General features: G+C 46.0%; 19 protein-coding genes. All 19 read left to right on the top strand.

Annotation, left to right across the window (positions count from 1 at the left end; translation table 11 throughout):
• Window position 1 precedes the first annotated feature (1 nt).
• The 19 genes from efp to dxs all read left to right on the top strand — a co-directional run bounded on the left by efp (window position 2) and on the right by dxs (window position 16,681).
• Window positions 2–559: an elongation factor P gene (efp, locus tag KH172YL63_RS14290; RefSeq protein WP_173106736.1), complete on the top strand. Its 558-nt coding sequence runs from the start codon at window positions 2–4 to the stop codon at window positions 557–559.
• A gap of 210 nt (window positions 560–769) precedes the next feature.
• A complete protein-coding gene (spoIIIAA, locus tag KH172YL63_RS14285) occupies window positions 770–1,693 on the top strand; it encodes a stage III sporulation protein AA (RefSeq protein ID WP_173106735.1) in 924 nt (307 codons plus the stop codon).
• Complete coding sequence (spoIIIAB, locus tag KH172YL63_RS14280) at window positions 1,694–2,209, top strand: stage III sporulation protein SpoIIIAB (protein ID WP_173106734.1); 516 nt, start codon at window positions 1,694–1,696, stop codon at window positions 2,207–2,209.
• Window positions 2,210–2,257: 48 nt separating this feature from the next.
• Entirely contained in the window at window positions 2,258–2,464 is a 207-nt protein-coding gene (spoIIIAC, locus tag KH172YL63_RS14275; RefSeq protein WP_034758004.1) for a stage III sporulation protein AC, read from the top strand.
• A gap of 14 nt (window positions 2,465–2,478) precedes the next feature.
• On the top strand, window positions 2,479–2,871 hold the full coding sequence (spoIIIAD, locus tag KH172YL63_RS14270) for a stage III sporulation protein AD (RefSeq protein WP_173108193.1): 393 nt from the start codon (window positions 2,479–2,481) through the stop codon (window positions 2,869–2,871).
• A gap of 25 nt (window positions 2,872–2,896) precedes the next feature.
• On the top strand, window positions 2,897–4,096 hold the full coding sequence (gene spoIIIAE / locus KH172YL63_RS14265; protein ID WP_173106733.1) for a stage III sporulation protein AE: 1,200 nt from the start codon (window positions 2,897–2,899) through the stop codon (window positions 4,094–4,096).
• A 16-nt stretch (window positions 4,097–4,112) separates the two neighbouring features.
• A complete protein-coding gene (spoIIIAF, locus tag KH172YL63_RS14260) occupies window positions 4,113–4,733 on the top strand; it encodes a stage III sporulation protein AF (protein ID WP_173106732.1) in 621 nt (206 codons plus the stop codon).
• A complete protein-coding gene (gene spoIIIAG / locus KH172YL63_RS14255; protein ID WP_173106731.1) occupies window positions 4,723–5,376 on the top strand; it encodes a stage III sporulation protein AG in 654 nt (217 codons plus the stop codon). The genes spoIIIAF and spoIIIAG overlap by 11 nt, the downstream gene beginning before the upstream one ends.
• A gap of 14 nt (window positions 5,377–5,390) precedes the next feature.
• Window positions 5,391–5,945 carry a SpoIIIAH-like family protein gene (locus tag KH172YL63_RS14250; RefSeq protein WP_173106730.1) on the top strand — a complete coding sequence of 185 codons (555 nt, stop codon included), beginning with the start codon at window positions 5,391–5,393 and terminating at the stop codon, window positions 5,943–5,945.
• 251 nt (window positions 5,946–6,196) lie between these two features.
• Complete coding sequence (gene accB, locus KH172YL63_RS14245) at window positions 6,197–6,700, top strand: acetyl-CoA carboxylase biotin carboxyl carrier protein (RefSeq protein ID WP_173106729.1); 504 nt, start codon at window positions 6,197–6,199, stop codon at window positions 6,698–6,700.
• A gap of 15 nt (window positions 6,701–6,715) precedes the next feature.
• Window positions 6,716–8,068: an acetyl-CoA carboxylase biotin carboxylase subunit gene (gene accC / locus KH172YL63_RS14240; protein WP_173106728.1), complete on the top strand. Its 1,353-nt coding sequence runs from the start codon at window positions 6,716–6,718 to the stop codon at window positions 8,066–8,068.
• A 22-nt stretch (window positions 8,069–8,090) separates the two neighbouring features.
• Window positions 8,091–8,501 (top strand): Asp23/Gls24 family envelope stress response protein, encoded by a 411-nt coding sequence (locus KH172YL63_RS14235; RefSeq protein WP_173106727.1) that lies wholly within the window; start codon window positions 8,091–8,093, stop codon window positions 8,499–8,501.
• A 1,075-nt stretch (window positions 8,502–9,576) separates the two neighbouring features.
• Complete coding sequence (nusB, locus tag KH172YL63_RS14230) at window positions 9,577–9,963, top strand: transcription antitermination factor NusB (RefSeq protein ID WP_173106726.1); 387 nt, start codon at window positions 9,577–9,579, stop codon at window positions 9,961–9,963.
• A gap of 20 nt (window positions 9,964–9,983) precedes the next feature.
• Window positions 9,984–10,850, top strand: coding sequence for a bifunctional methylenetetrahydrofolate dehydrogenase/methenyltetrahydrofolate cyclohydrolase FolD (gene folD / locus KH172YL63_RS14225; RefSeq protein ID WP_173106725.1), 867 nt, complete (start codon window positions 9,984–9,986; stop codon window positions 10,848–10,850).
• A 110-nt stretch (window positions 10,851–10,960) separates the two neighbouring features.
• Window positions 10,961–12,328: an exodeoxyribonuclease VII large subunit gene (gene xseA, locus KH172YL63_RS14220; RefSeq protein WP_173106724.1), complete on the top strand. Its 1,368-nt coding sequence runs from the start codon at window positions 10,961–10,963 to the stop codon at window positions 12,326–12,328.
• The gene (gene xseB / locus KH172YL63_RS14215; RefSeq protein WP_173106723.1) at window positions 12,315–12,548 is read left to right on the top strand and encodes an exodeoxyribonuclease VII small subunit; all 234 of its coding nucleotides are present in this window, start codon (window positions 12,315–12,317) and stop codon (window positions 12,546–12,548) included. The genes xseA and xseB overlap by 14 nt, the downstream gene beginning before the upstream one ends.
• Before the next feature lie 3 nt (window positions 12,549–12,551).
• Window positions 12,552–13,442, top strand: coding sequence for a polyprenyl synthetase family protein (locus tag KH172YL63_RS14210; protein WP_332066851.1), 891 nt, complete (start codon window positions 12,552–12,554; stop codon window positions 13,440–13,442).
• Between the two features lie 701 nt (window positions 13,443–14,143).
• Window positions 14,144–14,767, top strand: a complete 624-nt coding sequence (locus KH172YL63_RS14205; RefSeq protein WP_173106722.1) for a CNNM metal transporter family protein — start codon at window positions 14,144–14,146, stop codon at window positions 14,765–14,767.
• 21 nt (window positions 14,768–14,788) lie between these two features.
• Entirely contained in the window at window positions 14,789–16,681 is a 1,893-nt protein-coding gene (dxs, locus tag KH172YL63_RS14200) for a 1-deoxy-D-xylulose-5-phosphate synthase (protein WP_173106721.1), read from the top strand.
• The last annotated feature ends 2 nt before the right edge of the window (window positions 16,682–16,683 follow it).

Genomic DNA, 16,683 nt, shown 5'->3' with positions numbered 1-16,683 from the left:
CATGATTTCAGTAAATGACTTTCGTACCGGTTTGACCATCGAAGTCGATAACGGCATTTGGCGTGTAATCGATTTCCAACACGTAAAACCAGGTAAAGGAGCGGCTTTCGTCCGTTCAAAGCTTCGTAACCTTCGTACAGGTGCGATCCAGGAAAAAACTTTCCGTGCAGGAGAAAAAGTAGGGAAAGCCCAAATCGATAACCGTAAGATGCAGTATCTGTACGCTAACGGCGATATGCATGTGTTCATGGATAATGAAAGCTATGACCAAATCGAACTTCCTGCAACTTCCATCGAGTATGAATTGAAATTCTTGAAGGAAAACATGGAAGTGTCCATCATGATGTATGGTGGGGAAACGCTTGGAGTCGAGCTTCCAAACTCGGTTGAACTGAAAGTGACAGAAACAGAACCGGGAATCAAAGGTGACACCGCTTCCGGTGGTTCGAAGCCTGCTACAGTCGAAACAGGATTGGTTGTAAACGTACCTTTCTTCGTAAACGAAGGAGACACACTGATCATCAATACCACGGACGGATCTTACGTTTCACGTGGATAATAAAAAAAAGCCTGAGCGAAAATTTTTCGCTCAGGCTTTTTTTGTTTTTCAAGTATCAGCAAAGAGAAACATCCCCCGCCATTCCCCAACTTCCAACACCCGGCTGTCATAATCTATTTTCACTAGAATACATTGTAATATCGGGAAGCTTGGACACGGGCACTGTCCGCCGGCCAACCGGAAGTGGAACAAGAGTAGGAGGTACCGTCCATGCAGGAAGTTATAGCCATGCTACCCAGCACCATATCTGACAAAGTTCTGACCCTTCCACAACCACTGAGGGACCGTATCGAAGAGATAAGGGTCCGTACCAACCGGGTGTTGGAAGTGACTGCTGGAGGGAAGCCATATTTTATTCCGTACACAGTCACCGGTGAAGATTGCGAACAACTCATAAACAAATTATCCCGCCATTCCTTTTATACATTAGAAGAAGAATTGAAGAGAGGATACATTACGATTGAAGGCGGCCATCGTGTTGGGCTCGCAGGAAAGGTCATCCTTGAAGGGGGAATCGTCAAGGGTATCCGGAACCTGTCTTCCTTCAATATCCGCATCGCCAGGCAAAAGCTTGGCATCGCCCATTCCATATTCCCTTATGTGTATGAAGACGGCTGGAAGCATACGATGCTGATCGGCTCCCCCCAGACAGGGAAAACGACGCTTCTGAGGGACCTTGCAAGGATGATTTCATCAGGCGTACCTGAAAAAAACATCCCTCCATCCAAAGTGGGGATTGTGGATGAACGTTCTGAAATAGCGGGCTGTGTAAACGGGATTCCCCAACTCGAATTCGGACCGAGGGTGGATGTGCTTGATGCATGTCCAAAGGCAGAAGGGATGATGATGTTGATCCGTTCGATGAGCCCGGAAGTACTTATCGTTGATGAAATCGGGCGGGTGGAAGATGGTCAAGCCATTCAGGAAGCAGTGAATGCAGGTATCACCCTCGTGATGACCACACACGGAGCGACCCTTGATGAAGTCAGAAAACGACCGGTGATCAAAGACATTGTCAACTTAGAAACAATCGAGCGCTTCATTGAATTGAAGAGGGGGGAAGATCCAGGTGTGGTTCATGAAGTCTGGAATGAACGGGGGCAATCTCTCTACAGAAAAGTGGGTGCGACTTAAATGATTAAATTAATTGGTGCTGTGTTCATCCTGCTCTCCACTTCCTGGGCAGGTTTCGAAGCGTCGAAATATTTAACCGAAAGACCAAGGCAGCTTCGGCTGTTGAAAGTTGCCCTTCAGTCATTGGAAGCAGAAATCACGTACAGTCATACCCCTTTACATGAAGCAACGAGGAAGATTTCCAAGCAGCTGCAAAAGCCCGTTTCCTGGTTTTTTGAAACCTTCTCGAAGAAATTGACAGAGCAGGAAATATCCGTGAAGAAGGCGTGGGAGGAAAGCTTGAATGATATATGGAAATTAACGGCCTTCAAGAGCGGGGAATATGAAATCTTGAAGCAGTTTGGAGAGAATCTTGGCAAGCACGACATGCTGACCCAGCAGAAACATATCCAACTGGCACTCACCCACTTGGAGAGGGAAGAAACAGAGGCTGTTGAAAGACAGCGGAAATATGAAAAGATGACGAAAAGCCTGGGTTTTTTATCAGGTTTGCTGCTGATCATCCTGCTCCTTTGACCATAATAGTGCAGGCTTTGGCATATATAAACCGGGAGGGAAACGGATATGGGAATCGATGTGGATATCATTTTTAAAATTGCAGGGGTAGGGATCGTCGTCGCCTTTTTGCATACGATTTTAGATCAAGTTGGAAAAAAGGAGTACGCCCAGTGGGTCACGCTGTTTGGATTCATATACATCCTATTTATGGTGGCTTCTATTGTCGATGATTTATTCCAGAAAATAAAATCGGTCTTCTTATATCAAGGATAAAGGGGGCGTCGGCGATTGAAATCATTCAGATTGTAGGGATTGCACTGGTTGCTACCTTTCTTGCGTTGATTGTAAAGGAACAGAAGCCTGATTTCGCTTTTTTGCTCATCGTCTTTGTCGGATGCTCAATCTTTCTATTTTTAATCGACCAGATCTACTCCATCATCCACATGATTGAAAAGCTTGCTGCCAATGCAAATGTAAACATGGTATACGTTGAAACCATCCTCAAAATCATCGGCATTGCCTACATAGCGGAATTTGCTTCTCATATTACGAAAGATGCCGGGCAGGGAGCGTTGGCTGCAAAGGTGGAACTTGCCGGAAAAATCCTGATTCTGGCAATGGCCGTCCCGATATTAACAGTGATCATCGAAACAATCATTAATATGATTCCAACCGGATAAGGTAAACATGAAGAGGTGGAAAAATATGCGGCAACTGTATCGGATCATCGTCACAGCACTTCTATTCTTTTTTATCTGCGCTTCAGGTGGACAAGCGGAAGAAGGGGATGGACAAGCTCCCCCCGACACCAACATGCAGCAACAGATGATCGACCAACAGATAGACCAGCTGGGGATTGAAGAATTAACGGGCTTTTGGAATGACATCGTGGAGGAATATGGCGGATATCTTCCGGAAAGTCAAAAGGGCAGCTTGATTGACTTTATTAAAGGGGAAAAAGAATTCTCGTTTAAAACGTGGTTTAGCGGCATCTTTAAATTTGCGTTCCAAGAACTTGTCATGAACGGGAAACTGCTCGGGACGCTGATCATGCTGACGATTTTCAGCATGTTCCTTCAATCCCTGCAAAATGCTTTCGAGGGCGGGAGCGTCAGCAAGGTGGCCTACAGCATCATCTTCATGGTATTGATCATCATCGCCCTTAACAGCTTCCATGTAGCCATCGACTATACACGGGACGCCATCTCGACCATGATCCATTTCATCATTGCACTCATACCCCTTTTGCTTGCCTTGATTGCAGCTTCGGGAGGGATTGTATCTGCGGCGTTTTTTCACCCGGTAATTCTCTTCCTCATGAATACGAGCGGTCTGCTCATTCAAAATGTCGTCCTCCCCCTCCTGTTCCTGTCAGCACTCCTGAGCATCGTCAGTACTCTATCTAGCCATTATAAAGTGACGCAGCTCGCCCAGCTGTTAAGGACATGGAGCATCGGTCTCCTGGGGGCATTCATGACCGTCTTCCTCGGGGTGATATCCGTTCAGGGGGCAACCGCGGCGGTGACCGATGGCATCACTGTCAGGACCGCCAAATTTGTGACCGGCAATTTTGTTCCTGTGATCGGAAGGATGTTCACTGATGCGGCCGATACGGTCATAAGCGCATCTGTCCTTCTGAAAAATACGGTCGGGATTGCTGGAGTGGCCATTGTCCTAATCATAGCGGCATTTCCTGCAATCAAAATCTTGATGATTGCATTCATTTATAAATTGGCGGCTGCCCTCCTTCAACCACTCGGGGGCGGACCGGTCATAGAATGCCTCGATACGATCGCAAAGAGTGTCATCTACGTGTTCGCAGCCCTTGCGATTGTATCGTTCATGTTCTTCTTAAGTATCACCGTCATCATTGCAGCGGGAAATATCACGATGATGATGCGTTGAAGGGAGGGTAGGCCTCATGTCATTTCTCACAGATTGGATAACCAATATCATCATCTTTGTTTTACTGGCCACAGTCATTGACATGCTTCTTCCCAGTTCCAACATGCAGAAATATGCCAAGATCGTAACCGGATTGTTATTGATCACCATCATCTTGACACCCCTGTTCAAATTGATGTCGACAGACTTTGATCAAGTGGTCGATGCAATCGATATAAAGGGGGCAACTAATCAAGGTTCCATGGAAAATTCAATCGAAATGAAGAAAAAAGAAATACAAGCTTCACAACGTGCATATATTTTAGAACAGATGGCTGTCCAAATGAAACAACAAGTGGAAAAGGAGTTGATGGATGAACATAGCAAGGTCATTGATAAAGTGGTGGTAGAGGCGGACGACTTGGAAAAAATTCCGGAAAGCATCACCGGAGTCACAGTCTATATGAAAGAAGTAAAAGAAGACACCGCGGTTGAGACGATACAAAGCGTGGAGATCGATACGGGAGCTGAAGCGAACAGAACACCGGAAGAGGATATGTCCCAACTGACCTCCTTACTTGCGAAGCAATGGAATCTTACTCCAGACAAAATCATCATCACACTAGAAGGGGGGACTGGGGAAGCGGATGAACTTTAATAAGGGTCCACTTCAAACATTGAAGGAATGGCTTTCGAAGGAAAATGCGAATTCTCCGCCCAAAGATCAAAAAGGGAAAAAACTGCATTATTTTCTCCTTGTACTGCTCATCGGTGTCGCCTTCATGCTCATCAGTGATCTGTGGGGGACTGACGCAACCGGCGGTAAAGCAGAACCTGTTTCAGGAGGTTCAGGGGAAGAGGTTGCAACCTTTGGATCAAACGATAACGGCAAGGATAATGCCATGACAACCTATGAAGAGCGATATGAAAACCAGCTGAAAGAAGCGCTGGATCAAATTGTAGGTGTAAGTGATGTGTATGTTGTCGTCAATGTAGAAGCCACCGAATCGAAAATCTATGAAAAGAAAGAAAAGACGCAGATCCAATCGACTGATGAAGAAGATAAACAAGGTGGCAAAAGATCGATCGAAGACAAATCACAAGAAGAAGAAGTCATCATTGTAAGGGACGGAGATAAAGAAGTCCCCATTGTGAAAGAAACCAAAAAACCTAAAGTCAGCGGTGTCCTTGTTGTCGCAAAAGGCGCCGATAATATACAAATTAAAAAATGGATCATAGAGGCTGTTACCCGCTCCTTAGACGTTCCTAGTCACCGGGTATCGGTACTGCCTAAACAATAAGGGGGAAATGATAGATGTTACTTAAAAAACAAACGGTTTGGTTATTAACGATGCTAAGTCTGGTGATTGTCCTTTCGGTTTATTACATTACTTCTCCGACCCAACAAGCGACAGACATGGCATATCAGGAACAGGACGGGAAAGAGCAGGCGAAAGACGGGGATAAAGAAACGATGTCGGGTACCGATATGGAGGTTGTGACCGATGCAGCCGGCAATGAAATGTTCGAGGCCCTCCGCATCGAAGTGTTGGACCAGCGTGAACAGCTCCGTGAAGAGCTCGAAGCAAAAGTAGCAAGTGCAGATGTCTCGGCTGAAGATAAGAGCGCTGCCTATGAGCAAATGGAAAACCTCCGTGAGCTTGCCATGACCGAATCAGTACTTGAAACGATGATCAAGACAATGGGCTATGATGATGCATTAGTCAGAGCGAATGGAGAGAATATCCGCATCACAGTGAAATCAGACAAAGAACATTCAAAGGCCGACGCAAATGAAATCATCCGCCTGGTCATGAGTGAAGTGGGCCAGATGAAACCTGTCGCAGTAGAATTTCAGCCGGCAAACTAAACAATGAACCGCTGAAGGGAACCCTTCAGCGGTTTTGTTATTTTGAAAGAGTTTTTATGAAAGCGTTTAGAAAAATGTCGGAATATCATATCTATTATTTTATTTTTTGTGAAAAAAGGTCTACAATAGATAGTAGAAATGTATGCGCTTTACACGAATAGTAAGAAACACATATTGAATTTATACAAGGTATTATCGTATGATGTTAGTAGCTAGTCATAATTTTTTAAACTATAAGAGGGGTGTCAACAGTGTTGAAAATTCAAGAAATTCGCGAAATAATCAAACTCGTAGATCAGTCTAGTGTTGATGAGTTTACATACGAGCATGATGGTTCAAAAATAAAACTTAAGAAAAATAATGGCGTGACCACAGCTGCCCAACCACAAGTGGTGCAAGCACCGGAAGCGAAGCCTGCAGCCCAGGCTGTGCAACAGGCACCTGTCCAGGAAGCGGCACCAGCTGTCAAACAAGAGGCAGCCGAGGCGCCACAGGCAAAAGCCGATGATTCAAATCTACATAAAATCACGTCACCGATGGTCGGGACGTTCTATCAATCTTCTTCTCCTGAATCTGGACCATACGTAAAAGTCGGGGATAAAGTCGACGAAAACGCTGTCGTCTGCATCGTAGAAGCAATGAAGCTATTTAACGAGATCGAAGCAGAAGTAAAAGGTGAAATTGCAGAAATCTTAGTAAAAGACGGTCAATTAGTTGAATATGGACAGCCGTTATTCTTGGTTAAACCTGAATAAGGAGCGAATATAGATATGATAAAAAAGGTATTAATCGCCAATCGAGGAGAAATTGCCGTACGCATCATTCGCGCCTGCCGCGATTTAGGCATTGAAAGTGTAGCCGTTTATTCTGAAGCGGATAAGGAAGCCCTTCATGTACAACTGGCTGACGAAGCATATTGCATCGGGCCGACAGCATCGAAAGACAGCTACCTTAACTTCACAAACATCATCAGTGTCGCAAAGCTGACAGATTGTGATGCAATCCATCCGGGCTACGGATTTTTAGCAGAGAACTCTGACTTTGCCGACCTTTGCCGGGAGTGCAACATCATCTTCATCGGTCCGTCACCTGAAGCCATCTCGAAGATGGGGACAAAAGATGTGGCCCGTGAAACGATGAGGGAAGCGGGAGTACCAATCGTACCTGGTTCCAAAGGAATCGTGAAGGACGCGGAAGACGCGGTGAAACTTGCAGAATCCATGGGATACCCGGTTATCATCAAAGCCACTGCAGGTGGTGGAGGAAAAGGGATCCGTGTTGCGAAGACGGAGGAAGAGCTTGTCAAAGGTGTGACCATCACCCAGCAAGAGGCGATGACGGCCTTCGGAAACCCGGGCGTGTACATCGAGAAATTCATCGAAGATTTCAGACATGTTGAAATCCAGGTATTGGCTGATAATTTTGGCAACGTGATTCATTTAGGTGAGCGTGACTGTACCATTCAGCGCCGCCTGCAAAAATTGATCGAGGAAACGCCATCTCCTGCCCTTACAGAAGAAATTCGTGTTAAAATGGGAGAAGCAGCAGTAAAAGCAGCCAAAGCAGTTGATTATACTGGTGCCGGCACGGTAGAATTTATATATGATTACGTCAATCAGACGTTCTACTTCATGGAAATGAATACCCGTATCCAGGTAGAGCATCCTGTAACAGAACAGGTAACAGGGGTTGACTTGATTAAAGAACAGATTCTCGTGGCGTCAGGCGAAACCCTTTCTCTGACTCAAGAGGAAGTTACTTTCAGCGGATGGGCCATCGAGTGCCGTATTAATGCTGAAAACCCAGAAAAGAATTTCATGCCTTCAGCAGGACGGATTGAAATGTATCTTCCACCAGGCGGAATTGGCGTAAGAGTCGATTCAGCCGCATATCCTGGTTATATGATTCCTCCATACTACGACAGTATGATTGCGAAAGTGATCACGTTTGGAGCGACTCGTGAAGAAGCCATTGGAAGAATGAAACGTGCCCTGAGCGAATTTGTGGTCGAAGGGATCCACACGACCATTCCGTTCCATCTAAAACTATTAGATCATGAAACCTTTGTTGGTGGAGAATTTAATACGAAGTTCTTAGAGAAGTATGAAGTAATGAAATCCTAGTGTGAATCAGGAGGTGCCATACATGGCGGAAAATCAAAACCTTTTACAAATGTCCCACGGCAAGGACGGTCTCGGGAAAATAGAAATCGCTCCTGAAGTGATCGAAGTCATCGCAGGGATTGCGGCTTCAGAAGTTGAAGGCGTATCCCAAATGCGCGGTAACTTCGCAACAGGCGTCGTGGAACGCCTTGGCAAAAAGAACCACGGAAAAGGTGTAAAAGTGGAGCTGGCTGAAGAAGGAATCATCGTTGATGTATACTGCATCATGAAATTCGGTGTAGCCATCCCGACAGTTGCACAAAAAATCCAAGACAACATCCGTCAAGCATTATTGAACATGACTGCACTCGAAGCAGATGAAGTCAACGTTCATATTGTCGGCATTCAATTTGAAAACCAAAAATACGAAGCTGACATCGAAGACGAAATGTAATGGGTGGAACGGTCCTTTAGGGGGCCGTTTTTTTATTTTGAAAATGGGCGTATTGGGGTGGGATTGGAACGAGCGGTTTATTGCTGGTAAATGCAGAGTTAGGTGGAGAGGGGCGTAATAAGCGGGAGTCGATAATATATGGGCTGAAGTTGATAATATTTCTGGAAAGTCGATAATATATGGGCTGAAGTCGATAATATACCTGGAAAGTTGATAATATATGCTCTAAAGTCGATAATATGTGCCGGGTGACGTTGAAAAAAAAATGATGATTTCATAATATAATATGAAAACGAGGCGCTGTAAGAAGGTGAGGGGATCTGAAACTAGGCTTTTGGTGACATTTCAAGCCGATCTACCACCTTTTGCGCAGGAGAACTATGGCAAAAGCACTGAAAATGGCCAAGAACGACTTTGTAGCCCCATTCACCTTATGCTTGTCGGGCCAGTTCACCTCTAACCAAATCCCCTTCTGCAATTCGATTTCGGCTCCGGGGCTTAGAGGCTCGAGGTCATAAGACAAACATGCCAAAAAGCACAAAACGCCTTTCCGGCATGTTCGTCTTATACTTGTCGCCTCTGACCAAAGCCCCTCCGCTTTTCTTCATGTCCAGCTCCGGCGGGTAGTCCCTCGAGGTCATTTCTGAAAAATCCATTAAGGCACAGAACGCCTTTATGGATTTCCCAGAAATGCTTGTCGGGCCTGCCCAACCCGCCTCCGCTTTTCTGTTGTCCAGCTCCGGCTCCTTGTCCCTCGAGGTCATAAGTTAAATGGTCCAAGAAGGCAAAGAACGCCTTCCTGGCCCATTCATCTTATGCTTGTTGGGCCAACCCAGTCGCCTCGGCTTTTCTATTGTCCAGCTCCGGCGGGTAGTCCCTCGAGGTCATTTTTGAAAAATCCATTAAGGCACAAAACGCCTTTATGGATTTCCCAGAAATGCTTGTCGGGCCAGCCCAACCCGCCTCCGCTTTTCTTTCAGAATATTGATTTTTTTACATTGACGTGCGTATTGGTGTGGATTTGTGCTATTATCAAAGGTATGAAAATTGATGGAGTAAAAGGAGTAAATATAAGATGAAGAGAAGAGTTGCGCGTGAGAAGGCCTTACAGGCTTTATTTCAAATAGATATGAGCGGGATCGAACCCGAGGTTGCCCTAACGAATGTGCTGGAGGAAGATGAGAAGATGGATGCTTATCTTGAACAGCTTGTTCTTGGATTTGTGGAGAATCAGGAACGCATTGACAATCAGATTCGTGACAGCCTGGAGAAATGGTCTTTTGACCGTCTGGCGAAAGTGGATCGCAACATTCTGCGTTTAGGGATGTACGAGCTCTTATTCGTGGAGGATGTACCGAACAAAGTCGTCATCAACGAAGCTGTGGAGATCGGGAAAATCTTTGGAGATGATCAATCCAGCAAGTTCATCAATGGAGTCCTTTCAAAAGTAAGTCAATCATAACGATGTCAGGGGGCAGTGGAATGTCGGAAAAAATCATCGATGGCAAGCTCATTGCAAAGCATTACCGTGAACAGTTAGCGATTAAGATTCAAAAGTTGAAGGAGCAGGGGATCACACCCGGCCTTGCCGTGATCCTTGTCGGGGATAACCATGCTTCCCAGTCATACGTGAAAATGAAAAGAAAAGCATGCAGTAATCTTGGTATTCATTCTGAGCTTTATGAGTATGAATCCAATTTAACTCAAGCGGCACTTCTTCAAAAAGTGGAGGAGCTGAATGAACAAGAGCATATCCACGGGATCCTTGTCCAGCTTCCCCTGCCAGATCACATCAATCCGATCACGGTGATCGAAACGATTTCTCCATCGAAGGATGTAGACGGATTCCACCCTGTATCGATCGGGAAAATGGTCACCAACCAGGATACCTTCTACTCCTGTACGCCACTTGGAATCATGAAGATGCTTGAATATGAGGATATTTCGGTCGAAGGAAAGCATGTCGTGATTTTAGGCAGAAGCAATATCGTCGGTAAACCTGCAGGTCAGCTTTTCCTCAATCAGAACGCGACGGTTACTTACTGTCACTCAAGAACAAAGGATATGACTTCTTACACGAAGCAGGCAGATATTCTTGTTTCAGCGGTTGGGAAAGCGAACTTGATTGGTGCTGAAGACATTAAGCCCGGCGCAGTGATCATTGATGTCGGGATGAACCGTGATGAAAGTGGTAACCTTTGCGGCGATGTGAATTTCAAAGAAGTGAAGGAAACAGCGGGGAAAATCACACCTGTGCCTGGCGGCGTAGGACCGATGACGATCACGATGCTGCTGTTCAACACAGTGAAATCGGCCGAATGGGCTGTTACGGATCGCCAAAAGAGCTGAAAAATAGTACAATATAGGTAGAGCGGGAAGGGACTTCAGTTATTCACTGGTCCCTTTCCGTCTTCCTGCATCTTAAACTTTCTGGAAGCGCGGGGAAGGAGTCATGAGTCATGGAACTCGATCAATCCCGTTATTTAACGGTACAAGCACTGACAAAATACATAAAAAGAAAATTCGATAAAGATCCCCATCTCTCCAACCTATTTGTTCGGGGAGAAATTTCAAATTTCAAACGACACTCCAGCGGACATATGTACTTTACATTGAAGGATGAAAAAGCACGGATTCTTTCCGTAATGTTTTCAAGCCATAACCAATCGATGAAATTCATGCCTGAAAATGGGATGAATGTGTTGGTCCGTGGAGATATTTCCGTATATGAGTCGGGCGGTCAGTATCAAATCTATGTGAAAGAGATGCAGCCTGATGGCATCGGCGAACTTTATCTGGCATACGAACAGCTAAAAGATAAGCTTGAAAAAGCAGGATATTTTGATCAAAGCCGCAAGAGGCCGATCCCGAAATTCCCCAAGCGGATTGCCGTGGTGACCTCTCCGACAGGTGCTGCCATACGGGATATCATCACCACGATTAAACGCCGTTATCCGATCGGGGAAATCCTTGTATTCCCAGCCCTCGTACAGGGAGATCAAGCGGCAGCTTCCATTGCTGATGCCATGGGCAAGGTGAATGAAATTGGGAATATTGATGTGCTGATCATCGGCCGGGGCGGTGGATCGATTGAGGAATTATGGGGTTTTAACGAAGAGATTGTGGCTGATGCCATTTGGAATTCGACGGTCCCTGTTATTTCTGCAGTCGGTCATGAAACTGACTTCACCATTGCAGATTTTGTAGCCGACCTGAGGGCGCCGACACCGACTGCAGCGGGGGAGATGGCTGTCCCGCACATCGACGATTTACTCGAAAGAATCATGAATCGTAAATTACGACTGATCAAGTCTTTTAAGACAAAGCTCCAAAGTGAGCGTAATCGCTTAAACGGTTTGACGAAATCCTATGCCCTGAGAAACCCCCGCTATCTGTATCAGCAGAAGATTGAAACGGTCGATCGCCTGACTGATCAGCTGCAAAGGAATATCAGCCTGCATGTGAAGGGGAACCGGGAGTACTTGAACGGGCTTCACCAGAGGCTGCAGAGGGTTCATCCATCTCAGCTCATCACGCTTCAAAAGGAACGTGTCCTTCACAGCCAAACCTCCCTTGAGAAGCAATTCAAGCAGGTGCTGAAGGAAAAGAGACACCGATTCAGTTCTGCCCTGTCAACACTGCATGCGCTTAGTCCATTAAAGATCATGGACAGGGGATACAGTCTTGTATACAAGGAAGAAGGAAATTTGATTAAATCATCTCAGCAGATCCAAAAAGGCGACCGCCTCGAGATTAATGTCAGAGATGGAAAAATACATTGCGAAGTTGAATCTGTTGAGGAGCGTGAACATAATGGCGAAATCTAAGGAAGAACGATCATTTGAGACAGCGATGGAACAGCTGGAAGAGATTGTAGAGAAACTCGAAGAAGGTGAAGTTCCTTTGGAAAAGGCACTGGAGTACTATCAAAAAGGGATGGACCTGTCGAAATACTGTCATGATACATTGCAAAAAGCAGAGAACCACTTAACGAAGATGATGACGGATGAAGGTGAAAAATCCTTTGATCTTAATGAGGAGGAATAACCGGTGAACCCTCTTACCTACTTGAAAGAGTTTCAACAACAGCATGTGGAATTAATCACCGGTCATATGGTTGATGCCGTAGAGAGGCTCTCTATGCCTAAATCCCTTAAAGAAGCCATGGTGTATTCCCTGCAGGCAGGAGGGAAAAGGATCCGTCCCATCTTACTGCTGGCGACGATCCGGTCATTCAATAAAAATCCCCGGCTCGGCTTGAATACAGCGGCTTCCCTGGAAATGATCCATACTTATTCTTTGATTCACGATGATCTTCCGTCAATGGATGATGATGATTTAAGGAGGGGCAAGCCTACCAGCCACAAGATGTTTGGAGAAGCACTGGCGATTCTGGCAGGGGACGGCCTGTTGACCTACAGCTTTCAATTGATTGCAGGGGACAGTGAATTATCGAGTGATACAAAGGGGAGACTCATCTCGCTTTTGGCTGAGTGCGCCGGACCTGAAGGCATGGTCGGTGGCCAGGTAGCTGACATAGAAGGGGAAAATAAGCAGCTGTCGGTTGCTGAGCTTGAACACATCCACGTCCACAAAACGGGGAAGCTTTTAAAGTTCAGCGTCCTCGCAGGAGGCATCATCTCAAGTGCAACTGCAGAAGAGTTAGAATGGCTGGAGCGTTTTGCATACCACATCGGCCTCGCTTTTCAGATTCAGGATGACATCCTCGACATCGAGGGGTCTGAAGAATTGATCGGCAAGCCCGTCGGTAGTGATCAATCGAAACAAAAGAGTACGTATCCGAGGCTGTTGGGGATGGAGGGAGCGAAGGAAAAGCTTCAATTCCATTTGGATGAAGCGCTATCGTCCCTTGGCCACTTGTCAGTGGACTCATCTCTTCTATCTGAAATCGCTCAATTGATCGCTGTACGGAACCATTAAGCCATTCTTCGTTTGAGCAAAAGAATGAACATATGTTATAATAAGTTCAGAATAAATTTTGGGGTGGTGCAGTATTCTAGTCAGTCCACCAATCCTGAAGGTGGGCCTAAAAATCCACTAAAGGGCACATCGATGAAGTTCCTGGAATTGGCTTGAGGCGCCCAGCTTTGGGTCATATCTGGGAGTAAGGCTTGAGGGCGATCCACAATGGCATGTGGGCGTTGACCCGCGAGCCGCGGAGGCTTTGTTTCTTATGCTGGCATTAAGCATATGCAATAAGAACAAAGTATGAACCTGCGATGTGATGATTCACTAGCAGCGTAGCCTGCCTTGAGTGAAGAGAGAGGGGATTATGGTTACAGGGTACACATCAGTTGGCCATTGATATGTACTTTTTCGCCCATATGAAATCCTCTTTGCAAAAGAGGCTAAGGATTGCGTTAAGGACTGTTGAGGAAAACTCCTAGACTGTTCATATTCGGACATATAAAGAGGATTATAGTGCGGACTAAGTGGTAATCCAGTCTAGCTTGTGGTGACGCGGCTAAGTCGGGTTTAATGGGAAACCGCCGGTATGGCAACATCCGGTACCTGATTGGGAAAACCTACTGGACCTAAGCTGCAATTTTTACTCTTTATATGACCCCCCAATTACATAGAATAACCTATATACACAGTAGAAACGGTGTGTTAAAACGATAATGAATGAAACGATGAAAAACTCAATAAAGTGGAGTATCAGCATTGCCGTTATCACATTTGTGTTAGCGGCTATTTTTTCAGTCACTTCAAATATGGTATTAAATGGGGTCGCGTGGTTTACAGGGCTGATTGTCGTCTTGATCATCGTCTTTATCGGGATCTTCTTTGATATGCTTGGAATCGCCGCAACTGCAGCAGACGAAACCCCATTCCATGCGATGGCCGCCAAAAAGGTATACGGTGCCCGCTACTCGATCAAGATCGTCCGGAATGCAGACCGGTTCGCAAGCTTTTGTAATGATGTAATCGGAGATATCTCAGGGATCATAAGCGGGACGGCTTCTGCCATTGTCCTGATTCAATTCGCGCTACGATTCCACCTCGAAGGCGGGTCTTTGAAAGAATATATTGTAAGCGTGACGTTGACGAGTATCATAGCTTCGCTGACAGTCGGAGGCAAGGCACTTGGAAAAACGTTTGCCATCACTTATTCTAAGGATATAATATTTAGAGTTGGTAAAGTTCTACAGTTTATTGAAGATCGATTCCACATTACATTGATGAAAGATAAAAAAGATAAAACTAAAAAAAGACGTTACAAGCGAGAGAAACAAAATATTTAGTGATGAAAGTGAGTGGACCCCATGGATTTATTATCAATCAAGGAGCCTTCTTTTTTAAAAAGCATGTCCCATGATCAATTAGAAGAGCTCAGTCAAGAGATTCGCCAATTCCTGATCAGCAATTTATCAAAGACTGGCGGTCATATTGGTCCTAATTTGGGAGTGGTCGAACTGACCGTCGCCCTTCATAAGCATTTTGACAGCCCTAAAGATAAGATCCTTTGGGATGTAGGTCACCAATCGTACGTACACAAAATCTTAACCGGCCGTGCTTGTCAATTTGACACACTCCGTCAATATAAAGGTTTATGCGGGTTCCCGAAGCGTAATGAAAGTGAGCATGATGTATGGGAAACAGGCCACAGCTCGACTTCATTATCTGCTGCCATGGGTATGGCCATCGCACGGGATGTGAAAAAAGAAGACTCTTACATCATCCCTGTCATCGGTGACGGCGCCCTGACCGGCGGTATGGCACTTGAAGCGCTGAACCATATCGGGCATGAGAAGAAAGACATGATCGTTGTTCTGAATGACAATGAAATGTCGATTGCTCCGAACGTCGGTGCCCTTCACAGTGTCCTTGGCCGCCTGCGCACAGCAGGAAAGTACAATTGGGTGAAGGATGAGATGGAATACATCCTTAAGCGCATCCCGGCAGTCGGCGGGAAGCTTGCAAGTACGGCTGAGCGTGTGAAGGACAGCCTGAAGTATCTGTTCGTATCGGGGATGTTTTTTGAAGAATTGGGGTTCACATATCTTGGTCCGATCGACGGTCATGATTATCATGATCTTGCTGAAAATATTCAATATGCGAAGAAAACAAAAGGCCCTGTGCTCCTCCATGTCATCACAAAAAAAGGAAAAGGCTTCCATCCAGCAGAATCGGACAAAGAGGGGACCTGGCATGGAACAGGCCCTTACAAAATCGATACAGGGGACTTGATCAAGCCTGTGAATGCCCCTCCTTCATGGAGCGGTCTTGTCAGTGAAACGGTTCGGAAGATTGCCCGGGAGGATGAAAGAATCGTGGCGATCACACCTGCCATGCCGGTTGGTTCTAAGCTGCTCGGGTTTGCAGGAGAGTTCCCGGATCGGATGTTCGACGTAGGTATCGCCGAACAGCATGCGACGACCGTTGCGGCAGGCCTTGCGACACAGGATATGAAACCGTTCCTGGCGATATACTCCACTTTCCTGCAAAGGGCATATGATCAGGTCGTTCACGATATTTGCCGTCAGAACCTTAATGTGTTTATCGGCATCGATCGTGCCGGATTGGTCGGAGCTGATGGTGAAACCCATCAGGGCGTATTTGATATCGCCTTCCTAAGGCACCTGCCGAATATGGTCATCATGATGCCGAAGGATGAGAATGAAGGGCAGCACCTTGTTAATACCGCCCTTCAATACGATGACGGCCCAATCGCGCTGCGCTATCCCCGTGGAAATGGATATGGCGTCCCAATGGATGGCGAACTGAAGACGATCCCGATCGGTACTTGGGAAGTGTTGAAAGAAGGGAAAGATGCGGCAATTTTGACATTTGGGACAACGATTCCGATGGCAATGGAAGCAGCAGCTGACCTGGAAAAACAAGGACTATCAGTAAGAGTGGTCAATGCCCGCTTCATCAAACCGATGGACGAAGCAATGCTGAAAGGAATCTTGGAGGAAGAAATGCCGCTCCTCACAATTGAAGAGGCGGTACTTCAGGGCGGTTTTGGCAGTGGTGTGCTTGAATTTGCACAGGAACAGGGCTATCATGATGCGGTGATCGAGCGGATCGGGATACCTGATTACTTCATCGAGCACGGTAGCGTCAAGGAATTACTGAATGAAATCGGCATGACGAAAGAAAATGTCGTAGACAGAATATTAACGATCACACCAAAAAAACAAAAAAGGGCTTAATG

Source organism: Bacillus sp. KH172YL63, from assembly GCF_011398925.1.
Lineage (GTDB): Bacteria > Bacillota > Bacilli > Bacillales > Bacillaceae_B > Rossellomorea.
This window is presented reverse-complemented; position numbering and strand designations above follow the sequence as displayed.